This is a genomic window from Pseudoduganella sp. HUAS MS19, from assembly GCF_053615455.1.
Map to the genome: position 1 here is coordinate 4,040,399 of NZ_CM132133.1, position 26,359 is coordinate 4,066,757.

Genomic DNA, 26,359 nt, shown 5'->3' on the forward strand with positions numbered 1-26,359 from the left:
AATATGCGTCGCGAACGCAAAGCAAAAATCGTAGCAACCCTTGGCCCTGCAAGCAGCGAATACGCCACCATCAAGGCGCTGTTCGAAGCCGGCGCCGACGTATTCCGCTTCAACTTCAGCCACGGCAGCCATGCCGACCACCAGGCCCGCCATGGCATCGTGCGCGCCATTGAGAAAGAACTTGGCCGCCCGATCGCCATCCTGGCCGACCTGCAGGGTCCCAAGCTGCGCATCGGGCAGTTCGAAGGCGGCAAGGTGACGCTGAATGCGGGCGCCGAGTTCCAGCTTGACCAGGCGCCGGCGCCCGGCAGCGTCTCCCGCGTTTGCCTCCCGCACCCTGAACTGTTTGCAGCCGTCAGCGCCGGCCAATCGCTGCTGCTGGACGATGGCCGCATCAGGCTCGAAGTGCTGGCCAGCGACGCCGGCACCATCCGCACCCGCGTGGTGAATGGCGGCGTGCTTTCCGACCGCAAGGGCGTGAACGTGCCGGATGCCGTGCTGCCGATCCCGGCGCTGACAGCCAAAGACAAGGCCGACCTGGAGTTCGCGCTTGGGCTGGGGGTGGACTGGATCGCCCTGTCCTTCGTCCAATTGCCGGACGACGTGGTCCAGGCCAAGGAGCTGGTGCAGGGCCGCGCAGGCGTGTTGTCCAAGCTGGAAAAGCCGGCCGCACTGGACCGCCTGGAAGAAATCGTCGGCGTTTCCGACGCCATCATGGTGGCGCGCGGCGACCTGGGCGTAGAGCTGCCACCAGAACGCGTACCCGGCGTGCAGAAGCGCATCGTGCGGCTGTGCCGAAAGCATGGCAAGCCGGTGGTTGTCGCCACGCAGATGCTCGAGTCGATGGTCAGCGCGCCGGTGCCGACCCGCGCCGAAGCGTCCGACGTCGCCAACGCCGTGTACGAAGGCGCAGATGCCGTGATGCTGTCGGCCGAATCGGCCAGCGGCGCCTATCCGGTACAGGCGGTATCGATCATGAACCGGATCATTTCCGAAGTCGAGCGCGACCCGCTGTATCCAGCCATGATCGAGGCCCAGCACCAGGCACCGCTGCCGAACAAAGGCGACGCCATCAGCGCGGCGATGCGCGACGCTGCACGCATCATGGGAGCGAAAGCCATGGTTGCCTACACCACTTCCGGCCATAGCAGCCTGCGCACGGCACGCGAACGCCCGATGGCACCTATCGTCAGCATCACGCCGAAGCCGGAAACGGCGCGCCGCCTGGCGTTGGCCTGGGGCGTGCACAGCACCGTCAGCAAGGACGTCAACTCTGTCGATGAAATGGTGGCGGCGGCTTGCCGGACTGCGCTGCGTGAAGGATTCGTCATAGCCGGCGACCAGATTGCCATCGCTGCCGGGACCCCGTTCGGCCAGCCTGGCAGCACCAACCTGCTGCGGCTTGCGGAAATTTGGCCGCAGTAAGCAGCCATTAGTACAGACTTTCTCTTTTAACGCCGGTCCTCCAACCGGCGTCTTTTTTTACTCGCCGCGTTGATGCACCTGGGCGCCGGCCGCGTAGGTGGCCGAAATGGCGCGGTCGTCGCCCAGCAAAGCCAGGGCGAACAGCAATTCCTCCAGGCTGTCGCAGCGCGTTGTGCGGCGCTCCAGCAGCGGCGTGGCCTTGGGATCGACCACGATGAAATCGGCCTCGGCGCCAGCGGCGAAATTGCCCACCGTGCCTTCGAGCTGCATGCTGCGCGCACCGCCCAGCGTCGCCATGTAGAACATGCGCAGCGCCGGCAGGTAGGTGCCGCCCATGCGCGCCACTTTGTAGGTCTCGTTCATGGTCTGCAGCATGGAGAACGAGGTGCCGCCCCCGACATCGGTCGCCAGCGACAAAGCGACCTTCTGCTGGTCGGCGGCTGCGAAATCGAACAGGCCGCTGCCCAGGAACAGGTTGGAGGTGGCGCACATCGATACGGCGGCGCCAGTGGCGGCCATCCGCGCGCGGTCTTCGTTGTCGAGCCAGATGCAGTGCGCATACATCGAGCGTGGGCGCAGCAGGCCGTATTTGTCGTACACATCCAGGTAGCTGCGTGCATCCGGGAACAGCGACTTGACCCATGCCACTTCGTCGGTATTTTCCGCCACGTGCGTCTGCACGTAAGTGTCAGGATATGCACGCGCCAGCTCGCCGCACATATGCATCTGCGCTTCGCTGGACGTCGGTGCGAAGCGCGGCGTGAGGGCGTACATATTGCGTCCCTTGTTATGCCAGCGATGGATCAACTCCTCGCTTTCGCGCGCGCCCGTTTCGGCAGTGTCCTGCAGGAAGTCCGGGCAATGGCGGTCCATCATCACCTTGCCGGCCGCCATGCGCAGGTTGCGCGCTTCCGCGGCAGCGAAGAAGGCGTCCACAGATTCAGGATGCACGGTGCAGTACACCATGGCCGTGGTAGTGCCGCAACGCAGCAGTTCCCTGACAAAGAAGTCAGCCACCTCTCCTGCGTGGACGGGGTCCTTGAACTGGCGTTCGGTGGGGAAAGTATAGGTATCGAGCCAAGGCAGGAGGCCAGGTGCCGGCGAGGCGATCATGTCCGTCTGCGGATAATGGATATGGGTGTCGATAAAGCCCGGCATGATGATCTTGCCGCGATAGTCGCGCACCTGGATCCCTGGCGGCAAAGTGTCCTTCAGCTGCGCGTAGTCGCCAGCCGCGAACACGCGGCCGCCGTCAACCAGCAGCAGGCCGTCCTCGTGCCACGCATGCGCGTTGGGTGCAAAGGCCGGATCTGCCGTGAAATGAAGGATACTGGCCCGGAAAGCTTTCAAAGTAGTCATCACGCCACCCTAGCTGCCACGGTAAGTCGAATAGGCCCACGGGGATACCACGATCGGCACGTGGTAGTTGGCATTGGCATCCGCGATGCCGAAAGCGATGATCACCTCGTCGACGAAGCGCGGTTCCGGCAGCGCCACGCCTTGCGCGGCAAAGTAGTCGCCGGCCGAAAAAACCAGCTCATATTTGCCGGCAACGACCTCGCCGCCGGCCAGCAACGGCGTCTCGCAGCGTCCGTCCTGGTTGGTGGTGTCGGTCTTCAACAACACTTTTGTGTTGCCTTCAACGCGGAAAAGCTTAACTTTTACGCCCGCGCCAGGCTTGCCCTGCGTGATATCCAGGACGTGTGTACTCAGTTTGCCCATATGGTCTCCTCTTGTGAATGAAGAAAATCATATACGGCAGGCCATTGCGATATATACACGGTGGTGAATATCAACCATGACGTGCACGGACATAATCGGGACTCCATATCAAAAAATACAGGAGACACCATGCAGCAAGCATTACGCGTAGCGGCAGCCGGCACCATCGCTGTCCTGGCACTGACGATGGGCGCACAGCAAGCCAGCGCCGCCGACTGGAGCGACACCTCCATCGGCTACCGCTACGGCAAGAAATTCGCGGAGCCGTACAACCCGAACGACATCAGCAAACAAATCCTGAACTGGACCTATGCCGACGGCTACAAGTACGGCGGCAACTATATGAACCTGGACTTCCTGCGCTCGGACGGCAAGGACAATAACGCGCACGAAGCCTACCTGTTGTACCGCCACACCCTGGACCTGGGTAAAGTGAGCGGCAAAGACTTCAAGTTCGGACCTGTACGCGGCGTCGGCATCACCGCGGGCTTCGACTGGAATACGAAGAACGACAACACCTACAACTCGCGCAAGCGCATGATCCTGACCGGCCCCACACTGATGCTCGACGTACCGGGCTTCCTGAACGTGAGCCTGCTCGGCATGTGGGAAAGCAACCAGCCGCTTGGCGTCGCCAAGCGCTATAAATACGACACCCACGCCATGCTGAACGCCGCCTGGGGCATTCCATTGGGCTCCGGCTTCAGCTTCGAGGGCTATGCCAACTGGATCGGCAACAAGGGCAAGAACGAATTCGGGGGCCGGACTTCGCCGGAAGTGAACATCGACGCGCAAGTGATGTACGACTTGAGCAGCCATCTGGGCGCCAAGCCGAACACCCTCAAGGTCGGCCTGGAATACCAATACTGGCGCAACAAATTCGGGAATCCGCATAATATCCCCGGCAGCACGGCAAAGACCCCAATGCTCCGCGCGGAATACCATTTCTGATTCACTGACCGAAAGCGGCACGCCGGATAGCACCGGAAAAAGTAGTTCAGACAAAATCCAATAACGGAGACACCATGAACAACCTGCTATACAAAGTGGATGACCGTCCACCGCCAATCACAACCGCCCTGCTGGCGGCCCAGCACATGCTGGCTGCCCTGGGCGGCATCATCGCCGTGCCGCTGGTAGTCGGCGCAGTCCTGAAGCTTCCCGCCGACCAGGTGGTAGCCCTGGTCAACGCTGCCCTGCTCGGCTCCGGCATCGTCACCACCATCCAATGCATCGGCGTAGGTCCTGTCGGCATCCGCCTGCCTTGCGTGATGGGTACCAGTTTCGCTTTCGTGGGCGCCGCCATCAGCGTCGGCCTCGAACACGGGGTGCCAGGGATTCTTGGATCATCGCTCGCCGGCTCGGCGATCATGATCCTCGGCAGCTTCTTCATGCCGCAGATCCGCAAGCTGTTCCCACACCAGGTGACTGCAGTGGTCGTGACCATGATCGGCCTGTCGCTGGTACCGGTTGCAGTCGACTGGGCGGCCGGTGGCAAGAACGCCGGCGCGAACTATGGCGATCCCACCAACCTTGGCATCGCGCTGTTTGTGTTGGCCACCGTGATCGCACTGGTCCAATTCGGCAAAGGCATCATTTCAGCCGCTGCCGTGGTGATCGGCATCGCGATCGGCTATGGCGTCTGCCTGGGCCTGGGCCTGGTCAATTTTTCAGCCGTCCAGAAGGCCGCGGTATTCGCAGTACCGCAACCGCTGTACTTCGGCATGACATTCCCGATTAGCGGCATCCTGGCCATGGCATTGGCATACGTCGTGACCATTGTGGAGACGACCGGCACCTTCATGGCGCTAGGCTCCGCGACCAACACCAAGATGAAAGGCAAGCTGCTGTGTCGCGGCGTGCTGTGCGACGGCCTGGGTTCGGCCTTCGTGTCGGTGCTGGGCGCACCGCCGGTATCGACCTTCGCGCAGAACGTCGGCGTGATCTCGCTGACCGGCGTGGCCAGCCGCTATGTCGTTGCGCTGACCGGTGTATTCCTGGCCGCTGCCGGCCTGTTCCCCGTGCTCGGCGCTATCGTCGTAACGATCCCGCAACCGGTGCTGGGCGGCGCAGGCCTGATGATGTTTGCGATGATTATTGCGGCCGGCGTCCAGATGCTGTCCAACGTGGAACACGATAAGCGTACCGGCTTGCTGATCGCGGTCTCCGTGGGCTGCGGGCTGGCCGTATCGGTCCGTCCTGAACTGCTGTCCAAAATGCCCTCCTTTGTGCACGAGATCTTCGGCTCAGGCATCTCGACGGCGGCCATCGTGGCGGTGGTGCTGAACCTGGTGCTGCCGGACCGCCCGGTCGCCGAACACGACGAGGATGAAGAAGATGATGTACCGCAGCCGATGCTGATTCCAAAAGTCGGCTAAACTCGCCCGGTCCTGCCGCGCAAGTGGCGGGACCGCTCCTTTCCCCGACATTGTTTCCGCATTGCCCCGCGCATTGTTTCCGCAGTGTTTAATCATTTCGAGAAGAATTGAATGAGCAAAACTCTCCTGATCGAGAATGCGCGCGTGGTTGTCACGATGGACGAACAGCGCCGCGAAATCGACAACGGCGCCATTTTCGTGCGCGGTAATGTGATCGAACAAGTCGGCCCCACCTCTGAATTGCCGCAATCGGCAGACGATGTGATCGACGCAACAGGCCATGTGGTCATCCCCGGCCTGGTCAACACCCACCACCACATGTACCAAAGCCTGACGCGCGTGATCCCAACCGCGCAGAACGGTGAATTGTTCAACTGGCTGACTAACCTGTACCCGATCTGGGCCAACCTGGACAGCGAAATGGTGCACGTGTCGACCCTGACCGCCATGTCGGAGCTGATCCTGTCCGGCTGCACAACCAGCAGCGACCACCTGTACATCTACCCGAACGATTGCAGGCTGGATGACAGTATCGAAGCCGCTGCGAAGATCGGCATGCGTTTCCACGCCGCCCGTGGCTCGATGAGCGTAGGGCAGTCGAAAGGCGGCCTTCCGCCCGACAGCGTGGTCGAAGATGAGCAAGCGATCCTGCGCGACACCCAACGGCTGATCGAGACATATCACGACGCCGAACGCCACGCCATGCAGCGTATCGTCGTTGCGCCCTGCTCCCCGTTCTCCGTCTCCCGCGACCTGATGAAGGAAGCCGCCGCTCTCGCGCGCAGCCATGGCGTCTCGCTGCATACCCATCTCGCAGAGAACGTCAACGACATCGCCTACAGCCGCGAAAAGTTCAATATGACGCCAGCCGAGTATGCGGAAGATTGCGGCTGGGTGGGGCGTGATGTATGGCACGCCCATTGCGTCCAGCTCGATGACGATGGTGTCTACCTGTTCGCAAAAACCGGCACCGGCGTTGCGCATTGCCCGTGCTCGAACATGCGCCTGGCTTCCGGCATTGCGCCGATCCGCAAGATGGTCGATGCTGGAGTTCCAGTCGGCCTTGGGGTCGACGGTTCTGCTTCAAATGATGGTGCCCACATGCTGGGCGAAGTACGCCAGGCCATGCTGCTGCAGCGTGTCGGCTTCGGCCCCGATGCAATGACGGCACGCCAGGCACTGGAACTCGCGACCCTGGGCGGCGCAAAGGTCCTGAACCGCGACGACATCGGCGCTATCAAGCCTGGTATGTCGGCCGACATCGTCATGTTCAAGCTGGACCAGGTCGGTTTTGCAGGTGCACTGCATGATCCGGTTGCCGCACTGGTGTTTTGCACCCCGGCGAACGTCAGCTACAGTATTATCAATGGCAAAGTCGTGGTGAAGGATGGCATCCTTCAGACCATCGACCTGCCATTGACAATTGAACGCCATAACCAGCTGGCCGCCGCCCTGGCGCTAGCTACGAACACGCGGAAAGTCACCTGATAAGCGCCAGGAGAGATCCTCGGCCGTAACTTCGATTTACTTGATTCGGGTCACGCTGTGCCCGGTCCCGGTGACGCTTTGAGCGATCTTGCCTTCGGATTTCCAGCGCACCGTATGATCCGTTCCAGTAATAGCCAGCCGGCCTTTTGGCTTGACTTCCACGGTCACGGTATTCCCGACGCCCAGGATCTCCACCTCTGAGCAAACGCCGGTGGTCGTCACGGTGTGGCCCGAACCGACCACTTCCAGCTTACGGCCATCGCAAGGAAAACTACGCTGATGCCCGCTGCCACTGATGTTGATCAGCTTATCGGTCACTTCAATTTCGCCGACGGCGTCTTCCTGTGCGAAGGCGCCAGTCATCAATATCATCGCGACGGTCGCGGCCACTGCTTTTTGCATTCCCAGTTTCATACAAAGTCTCACAAAGTTATAAAAACTTCAATTCTAGTCTTTTAACCGGATGAGCGCGTACGATTTACCGGAAAGCAGTGCTAGCTCAGACTTGATACGACACCGAGTGTTAGTTGGGAGGTGGCTTCCGCCCCATTGCGGACGGTGGATCTTGCTGCGTGAATTAATCGCTGCCTAGCCCGGTATCCCATTCTGTCTTGCAATGAGCGCATATTGCGCTTTGATTGCCGGTGGATAGAAAAGACGATTTACATTTGCGTTTGCAATTAGGGCAGAGAATGTTTGTTGCGCACACATAAGTGGCAATCATAGCGGCTGGGACTGCGACAAACATTGCTAAGACTGCCAAAGAAAAAGCCTTTGGGTAGTCTGAACGATCAATAAGCAAGCAAGCGCCAACGGCTATTGCGCTGATGACGAACAACGGCGAAGCTGGCTTGAAAATTTCGAACAACGGCCGTGAGCCTGTCAGAATTTTAGTGTGAATCTGGGGTCATGAAATAATACCGAAAGGGATTGTCCATGACCGACGTAATGACCACTAAAAAACCAAAAACCAAGAAGCAGTACCCGTTTCCTGTTGAACTGATTGACCAGTTGCTGGCCCAGGTCGAGAACAAGGATGCCGAATCGATTCTCGGGGAGTCAGGCTTGGCCGGCCAGCTCAAAAAGATGCTGGCCGAGCGCATGCTGACAGCCGAATTGACCCACCACCTCGCCACCGAAGGCGACGCCAAGAACCACCGTAACGGCAAGAGCCGCAAAACCGTTTTGGCACCGGGCGGCGAGCTGGAATTGGAGATCCCACGTGACCGTCTTTCCAGCTTTGAGCCAAAGCTCGTCGGCAAGCACCAGCGCCGCATGCCGGGCTTCGATGACCACGTTATCGGCATGTATGCACGCGGCATGACCGTGCGTGAGATTCAGGCGCATTTGCTAGAGCTGTACGGCACCGAAGTGTCGCCAGACCTGATTTCGACCATCACCGACGAGGTCATGGATGAAGTGGCGCAATGGCAGCAGCGGCCGCTGGAAACGATGTACCCGATCGTCTACTTCGATGCACTGCGGCTGAAGATCCGCGATGAAGGCACCGTCAAGAACAAGGCCGTATATTTGGCGCTGGGTATCCGCGCCGATGGCCGCAAGGAAGTGCTGGGACTATGGATCGAACAAACCGAAGGCGCCAAGTTCTGGCTGAAGGTCTTCAACGAGCTGCGCAACCGTGGATTGGAAGACATTCTGATTGCGGTCGTCGATGGCCTGCGCGGCTTCCCTGAAGCGATTGAGGCCGTGTATCCGCAGGCGCAAATCCAGACCTGCATCGTGCACCTGATCCGCAACTCGATGACGCTCGCATCCTGGAAGGATCGCAAGGAGCTAGCCGCTGCACTCAAGCCGATCTACCAGGCCGCTAACGCCGACGCGGCAGCAGCGGCGCTAGATGCGTTTGCAGACGGCCCGTGGGGGCAGCGCTTCCCGACCGTGCCGGCGATGTGGCGGCGCCAATGGGAGCAGGTGATTCCGTTCTTCTCGTACCCACCGGAAGTACGTTCGATTATCTACACCACGAATGCCATTGAGAGCCTGCACATGCGGTTGCGGAAGATCGTGAAGAACCGTGGCCACTTCCCGAGCGACGAGGCAGCGACCAAATTGCTGTACCTGGCCTTGCGCAATATCGAAAAAGATTGGAAGATGCCGCAACGGACCTGGAAGATGGCCGCCAACCAGTTTGCCATTCTGTTTGGTGAACGCTTCACCAACGCGATTAACTAACTACGAACCGCGACCCCGGCACACAAAATTCCTGACAGGTCCACGGCCGTGGATATTGTTTGATCTCATACCTATTAGCAGTGTCGACACCTTCCTGAGATTCCGGAACACTCACGTCCTTCTTTTCCATTTTTCAAGCTATTCCAAAATGCGCCGATCAAGGTGGCCGCACTTGGCCGCCCCCTGCACCACCAAGCGGGCCATCATTTAGCCCATGCTGTCACAAGACGAGCCGCCTCATTGACATGCAGAATGCTATCGATCGCGGACACTTTTCGAAGCGCAACACGAATGTCAAAGCTGCTGCCTTCCGTAACGGGCAACGCTTCATTATGCAATGCCTATGCGAGATGGGCGGCCATACGAACCTCCATAGGAGCATCGACTTCACTGCCTAGATAAGGGGTCAACAGCTGGCGTATCTCATAAAGCGCATTGGCAAGGAGTTTAGCTTGAGCGCTATCGATATTCATTCTTTTCTTTCTATCCGGTGACAGCTTTTGGCCGGAATCAGTCTTTAGCTGCGTAACGTTCAATAGAGTCCACCATAGGGTCCTGCGCATCCATGAACATATAGCAGCGACCAAAAAGCGCACTTTTACCGAACGCGTCAAATTTGTTCTGGCCGAACGGGGTTATCTGTACCTCATGAGCAGCTAAAGCATCGAGATGACGGCTATCAATCTCATCCAAGTTTGACTGAACAACAGATGCCAGAACCACATTCGCTACATCATGGTTGTACCGTACCAATACGTTACCATCATCCATATTAAGTGGATGCATGTCCGGGTGAGCATGAAAAACCTTTTGGAGCGCCTCCTTCGCATGGTGCTCAGCCGCTTCGACTCCTGGCCGGATGCGACTTTGCAGAACTCTAGCCCAACTGAAAGCCCCTGTCATGCTAAGTCTGGGTCAGTACAACTTATGGAATGACGGCTTTCCGCGTCTTCCCTGTATTCAAATCAAGCGTGTAAACCACTTCGCGCTCTCCGGTGCCAAGAAGTCGCCTCTTCCAGATGACCAGATTGCTCTCGGCGATGTAGTGCGCCACTGGATATTTCTTGGAGCTGCCCACGTCCCTCTCATCGGGGCCCAACGGCGGGCTCGGGAACCGCCGCATCTCCTTACCAGGCTGTTCAACAACCACCTCGGTGCCGACACCCTCCCGGAAAGTTTGATAAATGCGCAGATCGGAGGTGATGCCGACCAGCGCCTTGTTATCCGGGGGAAGCACGGGATGGGCGCCCCACGGCCCCCCTCCGTCATGTTGCACCAATCCTTCGATCTCGATTGCCGATGTGTTTGAACAGCCATCGAGCCCATAGAGCTTCCAGCCGATCCATGCGAAGACTGCGGCATTTCCTGCTTTGGAATAGAAATCAGGACTTGTATGCAGTTTGATTCCCCCTGAAGCGACAATCCGCTCCATTCCACCTTCGGGCCCAACGCGATACATGCACGGCTGTCCGTAAGGCGGATCAAAACGATAGGCAATCTCCTCATTACTGCAATAGAGCCATAAGACACGACTGTCCTGCTTGTCGTGCTTCAGCTCCCCTGCGCATCCGACCCCGGCCGTGTTGACCAGCCGCTTACGCAAGACATCATCTCGCCATACTCGCGGGACAGAGTCCCCATTCAGCTCGATATAGGGATACCCGCCATTCGGCTGCTCGTCCTTGGGGATCACTTCGTATTCTGCGACAGGCTGCGGGTCCCTACCTCCCCGCATATCCAATGCCATGAGCGTCGAGACTTCGTTCCAGTTGCTTCTTTTTCCCCGCTCAAAAATCGGTAACGACTCCGGCCCCATCAAGGTCGTCGTTTTGAGAAAATACATTGTGTCGCCTTGCGTGGCGTACGTCGTCGAGTAAAGCGTGGTGGTGGTTGGAACGAATGCACAGGCGCTGAGCAGCGCGCAGCAAGCGCTAATGACGGCAATTACTTTCATCATATGGATAAAAATTCCTTGTCTAATCATAGACGACCTGGCTTTTCTTAACGCCCCGGTTAATTTGCACATACTTCGGCCATTCAGCGCCACTAGCAGGCTGCTGAAATACCGCCTCGGCACCGCGCCCGAGGCGGCCCGTCCAATGTTATCCTGACGCCCCCATTCCCGACCTGGAAATCAATGCGCGGCGCCGATACCTTTACCGAAAGCCTGTTCACGATGCGCAAGCTGGAGGACTTTATTCCGGCAGACCACCCGCTGCGTGTCATTCGCAAGATGGCCAATACAGCGCTGGAAAAGATGGACGACTTGTTCGCTAAGATGTACGAGGCCGACATGAAGGGCGGTCGTCCGAGTATCGCTCCCGAAAAGCTACTGCGCGCGATGTTGCTGCAAGTGCTGTACAGCATCCGTTCGGAGCGCCAGTTGATGGAGCAGGTCCAATACAATCTGCTGTTCCGTTGGTTTGTCGGCCTGTCGATGGACGATACCGTTTGGGTGCCGACTGTCTTCACCAAAAACCGCGAACGCCTGATCAAGCATGATGCCGTCATCGAATTCTTCAACGAAGTGCTGGTCATCGCAGAAAAAGAGGCGTGGCTTTCGTGTGAGCATTTCAGCGTGGACGGTACCCTGATTCAAGCCTGGGCCGGCCACAAAAGCTTTGTGCGCAAGGAGGACGATGGCCAAGGCAACGGCGACGGCGGCGATTTCAAAGGCGAGAAGCGCAGCAACGATACCCACCAGTCCAAAACCGATCCCGACTCCCGCCTATACCGCAAGGGCAACAACACCGGTAGTGAGCTGCGCTATATCGGCCATACCCTCAGCGACAACCGCCACGGCCTGATCGCCAATGCGATGGTCACAATGGCCGATGGTTATGCCGAACGGGAAGCAGCCAAGGCCATGATCGGCGATGCGCGTCAGGCGCTGGTTGATCCAAAGCGCGAGATCACGCTGGGCGCGGACAAGGGCTACGATGCCGCGGAATTCGTGCAAGCTTGCCAGGCCATGAACGTCACGCCCCATGTGGCGCAGAACAAGTCCGGCCGCAACTCGGCGGTGCCCGAGTCGATTGCACAGAGCGATGGCTACGCGATCTCGCAGCAAAAACGAAAACTCATCGAACAAGGCTTCGGTTGGGCCAAGTCCGTCGGCGGCATGCGCCAGGTGATGGTGCGTGGCTTGAAGAAAGTCGACCAGATGTTCGTGCTGACCATGGCCGCATACAACCTGGTGCGCATGCGCTCCTTGGGACAAGTCCGTCCCGCGGCGGCAGCATGATGGAAAATCGGTGGAAAACCTCGTGCAAACTGGGGAAACGATGGAATTTTCTTCCGAAAATCCCATCTTATGAAATTAATTAATCGACCAGCACCCGGAATCACGCGCCACGACCGATTCCAGCCGAGTGGTATTTCAGCAGCCTGCTAGGTCTTTTGGATGTAAAGTCACGAGGAGGCCAACACAAGTTTTTTGGCTTCTCGCAAAATAACTCCTGCCTCGAAAACTGGCCCGCTGAAATCGGATTCGACGAAGCGCATTATTTCGGCGTCAGCTGGAAATAGCCCGGCTATATCAATCACTATGCGACTGTCGGGATCACGAAGACTATAACGTTCGATGACCTCAGCGTACCACGGCCACGACGCGAGAGAGTTAATGAAAAGCAGAGCGAGTTCTTCCCTGCGATTTGCCGCTAGATTCCCGACGTAGTCTTGGACTGCTTCGTCTAGCGTTTGAATGGAATTTTTTTTCAACGCGAACTTCACGGAAAGAGTAAAAATTCATACTGGGATTCGGCTTTTGGCCGGGTTCTGCCTGCGGCATCCTCGTCAACGATAAGTTGCGCAGGAGGACAATTCACCTATAGGCGCCTTACCCATTCGCAAGCAGAAAACATTGGTTCCCCCTTTCATTAAAGTCTTAGTGCTATCGAAGGGCTGCTGTTTTCGGACCAAGCAAGACTCTATCCCATCTGACAGTCAGTGTCAGATTAAGTGTGAGCCGCTATGGCTCGAACTACCAGGTAAAGTTCCCGGACCTTTTCAACTCCTCGGGAAGCTCCGCCATATTGCCGCTGCTCGCTTCATATACGAGGAACTCATCGAAGCCTTGTCTGATGACGAGATGGTCTTCGTCCAGCCATCCCGATATGATGTTCCGTCCACACGAGGCATTTTCAGTGCTGCCGACCGTCCTGATCCTGCCATCGCGGTTCCGAATTTTCAGCAAGTGCTGTTCAGAGCCAGCTTTGTTTTCGACGAACGCGTGCCAAGTTCCACCAGGAGAGCCTTCCGCCTTGGGTACACGGGTTGAGCGCGGCTCCAAACTCTCGAAGATGGGAATTTCCCGGCCGTTTCGGATGAACGCATGATGCCCGCGGTACGATTCGAAGCGGCCAGCGAGCTTCTCAAACGATTTGGAAGCCGGCCGATAAGAGACGTACTCAAAAGGGACTTTATACCCGTCATGAAGCATGCTGCGCGCCAGAATCAGCAACTCTGTTCCGTCTTCTGACCAACTGGTCGATGTTCCCAGCTCTTTCTCAGGAATTGACACCGGCAGTTTCAGCTTTGTCCGCTTCAGTGTCGCTACGTCGAAAAGGAAGATGCCACTTTCGGAGCCGGACCAGCGCGAAGACGTAGTAACGCCGATAACGAGATAGTTGCTGTCGGGTGAAAACGAGGGGCCGCGCGCCTCCCGCACCGCGTGCTCGTAGACCAGGCGCCCGGAATCGGTCTGCCGGTCGAACAGCCAATATTGCGTTTTCGTGCCGCTTGCACGCGTTCCCAAGTAACTTATCCAGCGGCCGTCCGCAGACTGTGTCATGTTCACACCGCTCACAAATTCCTGGTCAGCCAGGCGTTTGCTGCTCAGGCTGGCCAAGTCTGCTTTGAAGAGCTGCCCTTCACGGCGCGTGAAATAGACCGGCGTTCTGATATCCATCGATGTCAACGCCACCATTTTCGCTTCAGTCGCGATGTTTCTGCATATGGGAACCGCCGCAGCACAATGGCACGGCGCGGACAACGACATGGTTGCTGCGGAAACCACTACTGCCAGGGGATAGAGCCTCTTCATTTCGCCACGCGCTCAGGAATTTTGCGCAGCATACCATCTTGCAATTTTGAAAACAAGTTCAGCCGTGGCGAACATAAAGCGAAATGGCCCTCGCGGGCCATTTCTTTGTTGAATGCGCAGAGAATTATGCGAATTCGCCGACCTTTGCGCTCACCGCCTTCCGCACCGAGCCACTGGTGACGAAGCCGTGCGCTACCTGGATGTCGTTGTGGAACCAGCGGTCGCCGTCGAGGCAGGCCGGGATCTGTTTGCGGATTTCGTCGTAAGCTGCTTGCGTACCCTCGCCCAGCTTGAATCCTGGCAGCAGGTGCTCGGTCATGGTCAGGGCCTGTGCGGCCAGCAGCATCTCCACGCCAACGATGTACTGCGTATTCTGCACCACGGTATGCGCCTTGCGCGCGCACCAGGTGGAGTTGGAGATGTGGTCTTCACTGTTGGCTTTCGATGGTATCGAGTCCACGCTGCCCGGCATCGACAGCGTACGGTTTTCCATCACCAGGGAGCTGAGGGAACATTGCACCACTGGATAGCCGGTATTTACGCCGCGCAGGCCCGACATCAGGTTGCGCGGCAGGCCCCACGACAGGGTGGGGTCGATCAGGCGTGCCACGCGGCGCTCGCAGATGCTGCCCAGGTCCGTGATCGCCATGGCCAGCAAGTCCATTGCCTGCGCCAGGTACTGGCCGTGGAAATTGCCGCCGGAGATGATCTCGAAGCCGCCGCCGTCCTTTCCGAAGATCAGCGGGTTGTCGGTAGCCGAGTTGATCTCGTTCTTCACGATGGTGTCAATGTAGTCCAGCGCATCGAACACGGGACCATAGACTTGCGGCGTGCAGCGCAGAGAGTACACGTCCTGGATACGCGGGGTGTAGGGAATGTCGGTACGGCGCAATTCGTCGGGAAACTGCACGGCGCGTGCTTCATGGCTGGTGCGGGTCGAGCCTTTCAGCAGCTTGCGCACGATGGAGGCGGTCTTGATCTGCCCCGGATGCGGGCGTGCCTGCTGGATGCGCGGATCGAAGGCCGACATTTCGGCGCGCATGGCTTCCAGCGTCAGGCCCAGCGACAGGCAGGCATCCGTCAGCAGGTCGCGCGCATCCTTGGCGGCCAGCACGGCGACGGCCAGCGATGCGGTGCAGCCGTTGATCAGGGCCGATGCATCCTTGGCTTTGAGGTCGAACCTGACCGGGCCGACTTCGGCCTTGGTGATGGCTTCGGCGGCCGGCATGCGCTGGCCCTTGTACATCACTTCCGCCTCATCGAAACCGGCAATGGCCGCCGCCAGGTAGGCCAGCGGCGCCAGGTCGCCGGAGGCGCCGACGGAGCCCTTCTGCGGCATGATCGGGTGAATGCCGGCGTTGATGAAGGCCAGCAGGCGGTCCACCACTTCCACGCGCGGCGCGGAGTAGTTGCTGGCGAAGGCGTTCGCACGCAACAGCATGGTGGCGCGGCTCACCTCTTCCGAGAACGGTTCGCCGATACCGCCGCTGTGAGCTTTGATCAGCTGCGTCTGGAACAGTTCGATGTGTTCGACCTTGATGCGGGTGTCCTTCAGCAGGCCGACGCCGGTGTTGAAGCTATACATCATCGGCGCTTCATCATGCATCCAGGTCGATTCGATATAGTCGCGGCTTTCCTTCAGCGCAGCACGCGAGGTGGCAGACAGTTCGACCCTGGCGCCATCGCGCGCCACGGCCAGGACGTCTTCGGCAGTCAGGTTGAAGCCGTCGATAGTTACGTTGCTCATTTCTTTTCCTTTGCTATCAGTTGACGCCAGCTTCGAACCAGGTGCCGATCATCTGCCGTTCGGCGTCCGTCATATTTGTCATGTTCGCCAGCGGCATGTCTTTGTTCTGCACCGTGCGCTGGTAGATCTTGGCGGCATGTTGTTTAACCTGGTCTTCGGTATCGAGCATCACGCCGCCCGGGGCTGAGGCGAAACCCGCCTGGGTCGGAGTCGCGGAATGGCAGGAGGCGCAGCGCTGCGTCACAACCTGCTTCACGCTGGACAGGTTGGCCTGGCCTGCAGGAGCGGCGGTTGCTGCGTGGCCATCGGCATCGGCCACGGCGGCCACCGTCGCAGGTGCGGCTACCGCCTTGCGCGGCGCCGGGGCAATTGCTACGGCCACCGCGGCCAGCAGGATCACGCCAGCGATGGGGAACGCAGGCGAAACCTTGCCCGCATGGCGCAGGTTGAAGAAGTGGCGGATCAGTACACCCGCGGCCATGATGGCGGCCAGCACCAGCCAGCTGTAAGCGTGGCTGTAGGTCATCGCGTAGTGGTTGCTGATCATGATCAGCAGCACAGGCAGCGTAAAGTAGTTGTTGTGCACCGAGCGCACCTTGGCGCGCTTGCCGTAGATCGGGTCGGGCGACTCGCCCTTGGCCATGGCATCGACCAGCTTGCGCTGGCCAGGAATGATCACAAACAGCACATTACCGACCATCATGGTGCCGATCATGGCGCCGACGTGGATGTAGGCCGCGCGGCCGCTCAAGGTATGGGTCAGCACATAGGCCGCGCCGACGATCAGCACGAACATCACGGTGCCCAGCAAGGCAGGCTTTTCGGCCAGCGCGGTCTTGCACAGCGTATCGTACACCAGCCAGCCGCCGGCCAACGTGCCAAGGCCAACCGCCACCGCTTGCATGGAACTCAGATCAGCCACGTTCTTATCGATCATCATCGCCGAAGCGTTGAAGTAGTAGACGATGAACAGCATGGCAACGCCGCTGATCCAGGTGGCGTAGGCTTCCCATTTGAACCAGTGCAGGTCTTCCGGCAGTTCGGCCGGGGCAACCAGGTATTTTTGCGGGTTGTAGAAGCCGCCACCGTGAACGGCCCACAGTTCGCCCATCACGCCCTTCTTGGCAAGCGGGCTGCCAGGCTTGGGAGGCCGGATCGAGTTGTCCAGCCAGACGAAGTAAAACGAAGCCCCGATCCATGCGATGCCGGTGATCAGGTGCAGCCAGCGAACCAGCAAGTTAAGCCATTCCACCCCGTATGGGCCGAATAAAGTCTCCATGATTTTTATCCATTCAATCTGCGTTCACCTGCCTCTGGCGGGCACTTCAGGTGAACCAAACGGTCGTTATACCGCCGCCGCTACGACCTGCGTGGATGGAACGATATCGGTTGCGGGCGCGGGAGACCTTCCATTTCCTATATAACTCGCATATACCTGGAGATATAGTTTGAAGCCCCGGAAGGTGCGAATCTCTCATGGATAAATCTAAATAACTAATATTCGGAGACCATGATGTCCAGATTGCCAGAACACTTAGACATCCACCTGATCCGTATTCTGTACCTGCTGCTGGTGGAGAAGAACGTATCGCGCGTGGCCCTGAAACTGAACCAGCCGCAGCCCTCCATTTCCGGTTCGCTGCGCAAGCTGCGCGACCTGACCGGCGACCCGCTGCTGGTGCGCGGCGGCCGCGGCATGGTGCCGACGCAACACGGCGAGAGCCTGTTGAAGACCGCCAAGCGCATCCTCGACGAAACCGAAAGCCTGTTCAGTCCCAAGACCGCGTTTGTGCCGCAAGATGAAGCGCGCACCTTTCACATTGCCGCGCCGGACTACATGAACACCCAGTTCTTCACCGAGGTGATTGCCCGCCTGCGCCGTGAATCGCCGCGCAGCCGGCTGGTGATCCATTCGCTGGGGCCGGACATCGATTATGTGCGTCTGCTGTCGGACGGTGAACTGGACCTGGTGGTGGGCAACTGGGACGAACCGCCCCAGCACCTGCACATCTCCAAGCTGTTCGACGACCCGATCGTGTGCCTGATGCGCGCCAACAGCGCCTATGCGCGCCGTACGCCGAAAGACGGCATGACGCCCGAGGAATACCTCACCCTGCCCCATGTCGCGCCCGCCCAAATCCTGCCCGGCTACCATGGCAACATCGATTCCTTCCTCGAAGAGCGCGATATGGAGCGCAATATTGTGGTGGAATCGGCACACTTTCGCATGTTGCCCTACATCGTGCAGCAGACCGATTTAGTTTTGACAGCCGGCAAACAATTCGCCAGTTTCTACGAGAATCTGCTGGGGCTGAAATCGTACAAGGTGCCGCTCGATTTCCCGCCACTGAGCTTCTACCAGCTATGGCACGAGCGCGCCCACCACGCCACGGAACACAAGTGGCTGCGGGCGCAAGTCAGCGCCGCCGCCCGCCTGCTGGTGAAGTAAGTATCGCCCCGGCTTGTAGCGGTTATCGGCCCAGCGTTATATCTCCCGCCTGCCGGGCCTCTATTATCAATTCGCCATTCCCCAGAACACCTTACTTGGAGCGGGCCGCCGCCAGGCGGCGGCCCGAAGCACGATGACGAGCCTGAAGCGACTGAACACCTGCGACGCAGGGACTTTTACCGAGATCCTGCACGGCCTGTATGAGCATTCCCCATGGATCCCGCAGCGCGCCGCCGCGCAGCGCCCGTTCCGCACCATCGACGAGCTGAAACTGGGCCTGCAGAAGGTCGTGGCGGAGGCCAGCAACGACGAACAACTGGGCCTGATCCGCGCCCACCCGGAGCTGGCCGGCAAGGCTGCCGTGGCGGGCGAACTGACGCCCGAATCGACCGGCGAGCAGGCCAAGGCCGGCCTGAACCTGTGCACCAAGGAGGAATTCGCGGCGCTGCAGGAGCTGAACGCCGCCTACAACAGCAAATTCGGTTTCCCCTTCATCCTGGCGGTCAAGGGCGGCGACGGCAAAGGCCTGTCGCGCCAGGCCATCATCGCCGCCTTCCGCCGCCGCCTGCGCAACCAGGCCGATGATGAACAGCGCGAGGCGCTGCGCCAGATCCACCGCATCGCCGAGATGCGCCTGAACGCCCTGCTCTCCTACGTGCCGCACATGGGACGCGACATCATGCAGTGGGCCGAGGAGATCGGCGCCATGAGCGAAGACGAACAAGGCCTGACCTGCACCTACATGACGCCGACCCACCGCCGCACCGCCAACCAGCTGGCAAAGTGGATGCGCGAGGCTGGCATGCACGCCCATATCGACGCGGTGGGCAATGTGGTGGGACGCTACCTGTCCACCGATCCGCAGGCACGCACCCTGCTCACCGGTTCCCACTACGACACGGTGCGCAACGGCGGCAAGTACGACGGCCGCCAGGGCATCCTGACTGCCATCGCCGTGGTCAAACACTTGCACGAAACCGGCGAAACCCTGCCCTTTCACCTTGAAGTGATCGCCTTTGCCGAAGAAGAAGGGGTGCGCTTCAAGAGCACCTTCCTTGGCAGCAGCGCCGTGATCGGCCAGTTCGATCCCAAGCTGCTGGACTTGCGCGACCGCGACGGCCTGCTGCTGCGCGACGTGCTGACCGACGCCGACCATGACGTCAACGCCATCGCCGCTATCGCCCGCGATCCGGCCGACCTGCTAGGCTTCGTGGAAGTCCACATCGAACAGGGCCCGGTACTGCTGGAGCGTGGCCTGCCGGTCGGCGTGGTGACCTCGATCGCGGGCAGCAAGCGTTACCTGGTCGAGCTGAAAGGCGTGGCCAGCCACGCCGGCACCACCCCCATGCCGATGCGCAAGGACGCCGCTACCGCTGCCGCGGAGATCATCCTTTACGTCGAGCAGCGCTGCGCACAGGACCAGGATTGCGCGCTGGTGGGCACGGTCGGGCAGCTCCAGGTGCCGAACGGTTCGACTAATGTGATTCCGGGCGCCTGTACCCTGTCGCTCGATATCCGCGCCGCCAACAATGGCGCGCGCGATGCGGCCGTGGACGACATCCTCGCCCACATCGAAAAAGTGTGTGAAAAGCGCCACATCGCCTATCAGATCGAACAGACCGTGGCAGCCGATTGCGCGCCGTGCGCACCACGCCTGATGGAGCAACTGGCAGCGGCAGTAGAGCGGCACGGCATCCCAGCCTTCCACCTCGCTTCCGGCGCCGGGCACGACGCCATGCTGATGGCGCGGGTGACCGATGTCGCCATGCTGTTCACCCGCTGCGGCAACGGCGGCATCAGCCACAACCCACTGGAAACCATGACCGACGACGACGCCGACCTGTCGGCCCGCATCCTGCTCAGCTTCCTGCGCAACTATACGTAATTCGCGATAGCCGATATGCCCGGGCATATAAGCCGAAAAGGAGACCTTCAACGATATTGTTAAAACAAGCAGCGCGAGGACGCCATATTTGTCCGCCCGGAGAGGCGGAATTTCGGGCGCAAAAAACTAAACGGAGACAAACCAAATGAAGTTCCTGGATCAATATTTCAAACTCAGTGAGCACGGCACCACCGTGCGCACCGAGGTGCTGGCCGGCCTCACCACCTTCCTGACGATGGCGTACATCATCTTCGTCAATCCTTCCATCCTGGGCGATGCCGGCATGCCCAAGGATTCGGTCTTTGTGGCGACCTGCGTTGCCGCCGCCGTCGGCACCCTGATCATGGGCCTGTACGCCAACTTCCCGATCGGCCTCGCCCCGGGCATGGGCCTGAACGCCTACTTCGCCTACGGCGTGGTGCAGGGCATGGGCTTTCCCTGGCAGGCCGCGCTGGGCGCCGTGTTCATCTCCGGCTGCTGCTTCATGATCGTCAGCCTGCTGCGTATCCGCGAGCAGATCATGAATGCCATCCCGCAGTCGCTGCGCATCGCCATCCCGGCAGGCGTGGGCCTGTTCCTGGCGCTGATCTCGCTCAAGAACGCCGGCATCGTGGTTTCCAACCCGGCGACCTTTGTCACCATGGGCGACCTGCACAAGCCGGCGCCGGTGCTGGCCATCGTCGGCTTCCTCGTCATCGTCGCCCTGGACCGCCTGCGCGTCACCGGCGCCCTGCTGATTGGCATCATGACCGTGACGGTGCTGAGCTTCTTCTTCGGCGGCAACCAGTTCAACGGCATCGTCTCCGCCCCGCCATCGATCGCGCCAACCGCGCTCGAGCTGGACATTGTCGGCGCCGTCTCGCACGGCCTGTTTACCGTGGTGATGGTGTTCTTCCTGGTCGAACTGTTCGACGCTACCGGCACCCTGATGGGCGTCGCCCAGCGCGCCGGCCTGATGAAGGACGGCAAACTGCCGAAGAACATGAACAAGGCCCTGCTGGCCGACTCCGGTGCGATCATTGCCGGTTCCGTGATGGGCACCTCGAGCACCACCGCCTTCATCGAAAGCGCCGCAGGCGTGCAGGCCGGCGGCCGTACCGGCCTGACCGCAGTCACCGTCGCCGGCCTGTTCCTGGCAGCGCTGTTCATCGCCCCGCTGGCCGGCGTGGTGCCCGCCTACGCCACCGCCCCCGCCCTGTTCTTCGTCGCCTGCCTGATGTTGCGCGAGCTGGCCGAAGTCAACTGGGCCGAGACCACCGAAAGCGTTCCCGCCGTCGTCACCGCCCTGGTGATGCCGTTCACCTATTCGATCGCCAACGGCCTGGCGCTGGGCTTTATCAGCTACGCCGGCCTGAAGCTGTTGACGGGGAAATACAAAGAAGTCAGCGCCATGATCTGGTGTGTCGCTGGCGTATTCCTGTTCAAATTGATTTACATCCCAGGTTGAAGCAAGGAGTAGCAAAGATGTCCCAACCGATTCGTTTCTTCTACCAGGGGCGCGTGCAGGAAGTCGATTGCGCCGCCCCCACCCGCTCGGTGCTGCAGCACCTGCGGGAAGACCTGCACTGCACCGGCACCAAGGAGGGCTGCGCCGAAGGCGACTGCGGCGCCTGCACCGTGGTGATCGGCTCGCTGGTGGATGGCGAACTGGAAATGCGCAACGTGAACTCGTGCATCCAGTTCCTGCCCACCCTGGACGGCAAGGCATTGTTTACGGTGGAAGACCTGAAACAACCCGACGGCACCCTGCACCCGGTGCAGGAAGCGCTGGTGGAATGCCATGGCTCGCAGTGCGGCTTCTGTACCCCCGGCTTCGCCATGTCGCTCTGGAGCCTGTACCTGAAACAGGAAGGCCGGAGCGCGCCGCCCTGCCGCAAGACGATCGATGAGACATTGTCCGGCAACCTGTGCCGCTGCACGGGCTACCGCCCGATTATTGACGCAGCCGCCCGCATGGGCGAGCTGCCAGCGGTCAGCTTCGACCGCGCAGCATTGAAGGCAGTCCTGCAAGGCCTGCGGCGAGACACCATGTTCAGCTACACCCACGACGGCCAGACGTTCCACGCGCCGCGCACCCTGGCCGAAATGACCGCCCTGCGCGCGGCCAAGCCCGCTGCCACCATCCTGGCCGGCTCCACCGACGTCGGCCTCTGGGTCACCAAGCAAATGCGCAACCTGGGCGACGTGATCTACACCCGCCAGGTGCAGGAACTGCACCGCATTGCCGCCGCCGACGGCAAGCTGGAAATCGGCGCCGCCGTGTCGCTGGACGACGCCTACAAGGCCGTGCTGGAACTTTATCCGGACGACTCGCTGCACGAGTTGTGGCAGCGCTTCGCCTCGCAGCCAATCCGCAGTACCGGCACCCTCGGCGGCAGCGTCGCCAACGGCTCCCCCATCGGCGATTCCGCGCCGTGGATGATCGTGCTGGGCGCCGAGATCGTGCTGCGCTCCGACAAAGGCCAGCGCGTCCTGCTGCTGCAGGATTTCTATCTCGATTACATGAAGAAGGACTGGCAGCCGGGCGAGTTCGTGGAGGCGGTGCGCATTCCGGCCCCGCGCGCAGGCCAGCAATTCCGCACCTACAAACTGGCCAAGCGCTACGACCAGGACATTTCCGCCGTCTGCGCCGCCTTTTCGCTCGAACTGGAGAACGGCGTCGTGCGCAATGCCCGCATCGCCTACGGCGGCATGGCCGCCACCTCGCGCCGCGCGCCGCAGGCCGAAGCAGCCATCAACGGCCAGCCGTGGAATGAAGCCGCGCTGCGCGCCGCGATGGACGCACTGGCGCGCGACTACACGCCGCTGACCGACATGCGCGCCTCCGCCAACTACCGCATGCGCACCGCGCAGAACCTGCTGCGCCGCTTCTGGATGGAGACCTGTCCGGAAGGTCCCGTACCGAACAACTGCGTCAACGCTTACGCATTCAAGGAAGGGGCCGCCGCATGAACAGCAAGTCCGAACAGTTCATGACGCTCGGCGCCGCCAAGGGCTGGTCCGAAGTGGGTCAGAGCCACCCGCACGAATCGGCCATCCTGCATGTGCTGGGCGAGGCCGTCTACACCGACGACATCCCCGAAGCGCAAGGCACGCTGCACGCCGCACTGGGCCTGTCGGCCAAGGCGCACGCACGCATCGTGTCGCTCAACCTGGAGCCGGTGAAGGCCATGCCGGGGGTGGTGGCGGTATACACCTGCAAGGACATCCCCGGCACCAACGACTGCGGCCCGATCATCCACGACGACCCGATCCTCGCCGAGGAAAAAGTGGAGTACGTCGGCCAGCCGGTGTTCATCGTGGTCGCCGACAGCCACGACAACGCCCGGCGCGCCGCCCGCAAGGCCGATATCCGGTACGAAGAGCTGCCTGCCATCCTGAGCCCGGAAGCCGCGCGCGACGCAGAATCATTCGTGGTGCCTCCCATGCGCCTGACGCGCGGCGATGCACAGGCCGCGTTCGAGCGCTCGCCGAACATCCTCAAAGGCAAGCTGCACGTCGGCGGCCAGGAGCAGTTCTACCTGGAAGGCCAGATTTCCTATGCCATCCCGAAGGAAGGCAATGGCATGCACGTCTACTGCTCCACCCAGCACCCGACCGAAATGCAGCACGTGGTGTCGCACGCCCTGCACTACCCGTCGCATGCGGTGGTGGTGGAATGCCGCCGCATGGGTGGCGGCTTCGGCGGCAAGGAATCGCAGTCCGCGCTGTGGGCCGCCTGCGCCGCCATCAGCGCCGCGCGCCTGAAACGGCCGGTGAAGCTGCGCGCCGACCGCGACGACGACATGATGGTCACCGGCAAGCGCCACTGCTTCTACTACGAGTACGAAATCGGCTACGACAACCAGGGACTGATCACCGCCGCCAGGGTGCAGATGGTGACGCGCGCCGGCTTTTCCGCCGACCTGTCGGCACCGGTTGCAACGCGCGCCATCTGCCACTTCGACAACACCTACTACCTGTCGGACGTGGACATCCGCGCCATGGCCGGCAAGACCAACACCCAGTCCAACACCGCCTTCCGCGGCTTCGGCGGTCCGCAAGGCGCGATCGCGATTGAGTATATCGTCGACGAGATCGCCCGTAATCTCGGCAAAGATGCCCTGGACGTGCGCAAGCTGAACTTCTACGGCCGCAACGACGAAGAAGGCCGCAATATCACGCAGTACGGCCAGAAGGTGGTGGACAACGTGATCCACGAACTGGTCGCGCAGCTGGAAAGCGAATCCGCTTACCGCAGCCGCCGCGCTGCCGTCCGCGCCTTCAACGCGGCCAGTCCTGTGCTGAAGAAAGGTCTGGCGCTGACCCCGGTGAAGTTCGGCATCGCCTTCAACGTCACCCACTTCAACCAGGCTGGCGCCCTGGTGCACATCTACGTCGACGGCTCCGTGCTGGTGAACCACGGCGGCACCGAAATGGGCCAGGGCATCAACACCAAGGTGTGCCAGGTGGTGGCGCATGAACTGGGCATTCCGCTGTCCAGCGTGCGCGCCTCCGCCACCGACACCAGCAAGGTCGCCAACACCTCCGCCACCGCCGCATCGACCGGCGCCGACCTGAACGGCAAGGCCGCGCAGGACGCGGCCCACACCCTGCGCAAGCGGCTGGTGGAATTCGCCGCCAGATCGTACGGCGTCACTGCTGACGAAGTCATCCTCGCCAACGGCACCGTATTCGCCGGCGAAACCGCCATACCGTTTGCGGACCTGGTGCAGAAAGCCTACCTGGCGCGCGTACAGCTGTGGTCCGACGGCTTCTACGCCACGCCCGGCCTGAGCTGGGACCGCGAAACCATGAGCGGCAACCCCTTCGGCTACTATGCCTACGGTGCCTCGGTCTCCGAGGTCATCGTCGACACGCTGACCGGCGAATGGAAGCTGCTGAAGGCCGACTGCCTGTACGACGCCGGCAATTCCCTCAATCCCGCCATCGACGTCGGCCAGGTGGAAGGCGCCTTCATGCAGGGCATGGGCTGGCTGACGACGGAAGAACTGTGGTGGAACCAGCAGGGCAAGCTGATGACGCACGCGCCATCGACCTACAAGATTCCCGCAGTCTCCGACTGCCCGGAAGACTTCAATGTGCGCCTGTTCAAAAACCGCAATCCCTTCGACAGCATCCACCGCTCCAAGGCGGTCGGGGAGCCGCCGCTGCTGCTGCCGTTCTCGGTGTTCCTGGCCATTCGCGATGCGGTAGCGTCGGTCGGCGGCTACCGCATCAATCCGCCGCTGCGCGCCCCCGCTACCGGCGAAGCGATCCTCGACGCGGTGGACGCCGTCCGCGCCCAGGCATGACGCTCGCAAGACGCCTTGCCGCCGAGGCACTCGGCACGGCGCTGCTGCTGGCCATGGTGGTCGGCTCGGCCGTCATGGCCGAGCGCCTGGCCGGGGGGAATGCTGCCATCGCCCTCATCGCCAATTCAGTCGCCAGCGGCTGCGGGCTGCTGGCGCTGATCCTGGCCTTTGGCGCCATCTCCGGCGCTCACTTCAACCCGGTGGTCACGCTGTCCGAAGCATGGCAAGGCCGCATGAAGTGGAGCGATACGCTGCCCTACGTGGCGGCGCAGGTATTTGGCGCATTCGCTGGCGTTGCCGCAGCACACGCAATGTTTGGTGAGCCGGCATTTGCTGCGGCGACCCACGCCAGGAGCGGCGCGGCGCAATGGTGGAGCGAGTTTGTGGCTACCTTCGGCCTGATCGTCGTCATCCGGGGCTGCGCGCGCAACCGGCCCGCAGTTGCGCCGTTTGCCGTCGCGGCGTATATCGTTTCCGCCTACTGGTTCACGGCATCGAGTGCATTTGCCAACCCGGCCCTGACGTTGGCACGCACGGCGACCAATACCAGTGCAGGCATCCTTGCCGATGGCGCCACCGCCTATATCGCTGCCCAGCTGCTCGGCGCCATTGCGGCGAGCGCGGTATTTACCTGGTTCCACCAGACTTCGGGAAATCCGGGCGTCATGGGCGCGGCCGATTCACGCCCTTAGCCGCAGCTCGTCGGGGCCTGCGCCTGTGCCTTCTATTGGAAA

At 60.7% G+C, this 26,359-nt stretch carries 21 protein-coding genes; 12 read left to right on the top strand and 9 right to left on the bottom strand.

The window, feature by feature from the left end; genetic code table 11:
• Positions 1–3: 3 nt before the first annotated feature.
• Entirely contained in the window at positions 4–1,425 is a 1,422-nt protein-coding gene (pyk, locus tag ACWBU6_RS18230; RefSeq protein WP_452644814.1) for a pyruvate kinase, read from the top strand.
• A gap of 57 nt (positions 1,426–1,482) precedes the next feature.
• Here pyk and guaD read toward each other — a convergent pair whose 3' ends face one another.
• Both guaD and uraH read right to left on the bottom strand, forming a co-directional pair.
• A complete protein-coding gene (guaD, locus tag ACWBU6_RS18235; protein ID WP_452644815.1) occupies positions 1,483–2,784 on the bottom strand; it encodes a guanine deaminase in 1,302 nt (433 codons plus the stop codon).
• Between the two features lie 9 nt (positions 2,785–2,793).
• Complete coding sequence (gene uraH, locus ACWBU6_RS18240) at positions 2,794–3,147, bottom strand: hydroxyisourate hydrolase (RefSeq protein WP_452644816.1); 354 nt, start codon at positions 3,145–3,147, stop codon at positions 2,794–2,796.
• Between the two features lie 129 nt (positions 3,148–3,276).
• Between uraH and ACWBU6_RS18245 the strand changes: the two genes are divergently transcribed.
• From ACWBU6_RS18245 to ACWBU6_RS18255, 3 genes are all read left to right on the top strand, one after another.
• Complete coding sequence (locus ACWBU6_RS18245; protein WP_452644817.1) at positions 3,277–4,098, top strand: outer envelope protein; 822 nt, start codon at positions 3,277–3,279, stop codon at positions 4,096–4,098.
• 74 nt (positions 4,099–4,172) lie between these two features.
• Positions 4,173–5,525, top strand: a complete 1,353-nt coding sequence (locus ACWBU6_RS18250; RefSeq protein ID WP_452644818.1) for a nucleobase:cation symporter-2 family protein — start codon at positions 4,173–4,175, stop codon at positions 5,523–5,525.
• A 111-nt stretch (positions 5,526–5,636) separates the two neighbouring features.
• On the top strand, positions 5,637–7,013 hold the full coding sequence (locus ACWBU6_RS18255; RefSeq protein ID WP_452644819.1) for an 8-oxoguanine deaminase: 1,377 nt from the start codon (positions 5,637–5,639) through the stop codon (positions 7,011–7,013).
• Positions 7,014–7,049: 36 nt separating this feature from the next.
• On the opposite strand, the gene ACWBU6_RS18260 is transcribed toward ACWBU6_RS18255, so the two are convergent.
• Positions 7,050–7,427, bottom strand: a complete 378-nt coding sequence (locus tag ACWBU6_RS18260; protein ID WP_452644820.1) for a DUF3060 domain-containing protein — start codon at positions 7,425–7,427, stop codon at positions 7,050–7,052.
• 522 nt (positions 7,428–7,949) lie between these two features.
• Here ACWBU6_RS18260 and ACWBU6_RS18265 point away from each other — a divergent pair.
• On the top strand, positions 7,950–9,206 hold the full coding sequence (locus ACWBU6_RS18265) for an IS256 family transposase (RefSeq protein ID WP_452644086.1): 1,257 nt from the start codon (positions 7,950–7,952) through the stop codon (positions 9,204–9,206).
• Between the two features lie 341 nt (positions 9,207–9,547).
• Here the strand turns inward: ACWBU6_RS18265 and ACWBU6_RS18270 are convergent, their stop codons facing one another.
• Genes ACWBU6_RS18270 through ACWBU6_RS18280 form a run of 3 tightly spaced genes read right to left on the bottom strand, consistent with a single transcriptional unit; the run spans position 9,548 to position 11,163 of the window.
• On the bottom strand, positions 9,548–9,679 hold the full coding sequence (locus tag ACWBU6_RS18270) for a hypothetical protein (RefSeq protein WP_452644678.1): 132 nt from the start codon (positions 9,677–9,679) through the stop codon (positions 9,548–9,550).
• Between the two features lie 37 nt (positions 9,680–9,716).
• On the bottom strand, positions 9,717–10,109 hold the full coding sequence (locus tag ACWBU6_RS18275) for a hypothetical protein (protein WP_452644821.1): 393 nt from the start codon (positions 10,107–10,109) through the stop codon (positions 9,717–9,719).
• Between the two features lie 22 nt (positions 10,110–10,131).
• Positions 10,132–11,163 carry a hypothetical protein gene (locus ACWBU6_RS18280; protein ID WP_452644822.1) on the bottom strand — a complete coding sequence of 344 codons (1,032 nt, stop codon included), beginning with the start codon at positions 11,161–11,163 and terminating at the stop codon, positions 10,132–10,134.
• A gap of 180 nt (positions 11,164–11,343) precedes the next feature.
• On the opposite strand from ACWBU6_RS18280, the gene ACWBU6_RS18285 reads away from it, so the two are divergent.
• A complete protein-coding gene (locus tag ACWBU6_RS18285; protein WP_452644074.1) occupies positions 11,344–12,450 on the top strand; it encodes an IS5 family transposase in 1,107 nt (368 codons plus the stop codon).
• A 738-nt stretch (positions 12,451–13,188) separates the two neighbouring features.
• Here the strand turns inward: ACWBU6_RS18285 and ACWBU6_RS18290 are convergent.
• From ACWBU6_RS18290 to ACWBU6_RS18300, 3 genes are all read right to left on the bottom strand, one after another.
• Complete coding sequence (locus ACWBU6_RS18290) at positions 13,189–14,250, bottom strand: TolB family protein (RefSeq protein ID WP_452644823.1); 1,062 nt, start codon at positions 14,248–14,250, stop codon at positions 13,189–13,191.
• A 124-nt stretch (positions 14,251–14,374) separates the two neighbouring features.
• Positions 14,375–15,997, bottom strand: a complete 1,623-nt coding sequence (locus ACWBU6_RS18295; RefSeq protein ID WP_452644824.1) for an HAL/PAL/TAL family ammonia-lyase — start codon at positions 15,995–15,997, stop codon at positions 14,375–14,377.
• Positions 15,998–16,013: 16 nt separating this feature from the next.
• The gene (locus tag ACWBU6_RS18300) at positions 16,014–17,276 is read right to left on the bottom strand and encodes a urate hydroxylase PuuD (protein WP_452644825.1); all 1,263 of its coding nucleotides are present in this window, start codon (positions 17,274–17,276) and stop codon (positions 16,014–16,016) included.
• Positions 17,277–17,510: 234 nt separating this feature from the next.
• Between ACWBU6_RS18300 and ACWBU6_RS18305 the strand changes: the two genes are divergently transcribed.
• The 6 genes from ACWBU6_RS18305 to ACWBU6_RS18330 all read left to right on the top strand — a co-directional run bounded on the left by ACWBU6_RS18305 (position 17,511) and on the right by ACWBU6_RS18330 (position 26,317).
• Positions 17,511–18,446 (top strand): LysR family transcriptional regulator, encoded by a 936-nt coding sequence (locus ACWBU6_RS18305; protein ID WP_452649581.1) that lies wholly within the window; start codon positions 17,511–17,513, stop codon positions 18,444–18,446.
• A 133-nt stretch (positions 18,447–18,579) separates the two neighbouring features.
• Positions 18,580–20,331: an allantoate amidohydrolase gene (locus ACWBU6_RS18310; protein ID WP_452644826.1), complete on the top strand. Its 1,752-nt coding sequence runs from the start codon at positions 18,580–18,582 to the stop codon at positions 20,329–20,331.
• Between the two features lie 145 nt (positions 20,332–20,476).
• A complete protein-coding gene (locus ACWBU6_RS18315) occupies positions 20,477–21,778 on the top strand; it encodes an NCS2 family permease (RefSeq protein WP_452644827.1) in 1,302 nt (433 codons plus the stop codon).
• A 17-nt stretch (positions 21,779–21,795) separates the two neighbouring features.
• On the top strand, positions 21,796–23,283 hold the full coding sequence (gene xdhA, locus ACWBU6_RS18320; protein ID WP_452644828.1) for a xanthine dehydrogenase small subunit: 1,488 nt from the start codon (positions 21,796–21,798) through the stop codon (positions 23,281–23,283).
• A complete protein-coding gene (gene xdhB, locus ACWBU6_RS18325; protein ID WP_452644829.1) occupies positions 23,280–25,625 on the top strand; it encodes a xanthine dehydrogenase molybdopterin binding subunit in 2,346 nt (781 codons plus the stop codon). Before xdhA ends, xdhB begins: the two co-directional genes overlap by 4 nt.
• On the top strand, positions 25,622–26,317 hold the full coding sequence (locus tag ACWBU6_RS18330; RefSeq protein WP_452644830.1) for an aquaporin: 696 nt from the start codon (positions 25,622–25,624) through the stop codon (positions 26,315–26,317). Before xdhB ends, ACWBU6_RS18330 begins: the two co-directional genes overlap by 4 nt.
• Positions 26,318–26,359: the final 42 nt, after the last annotated feature.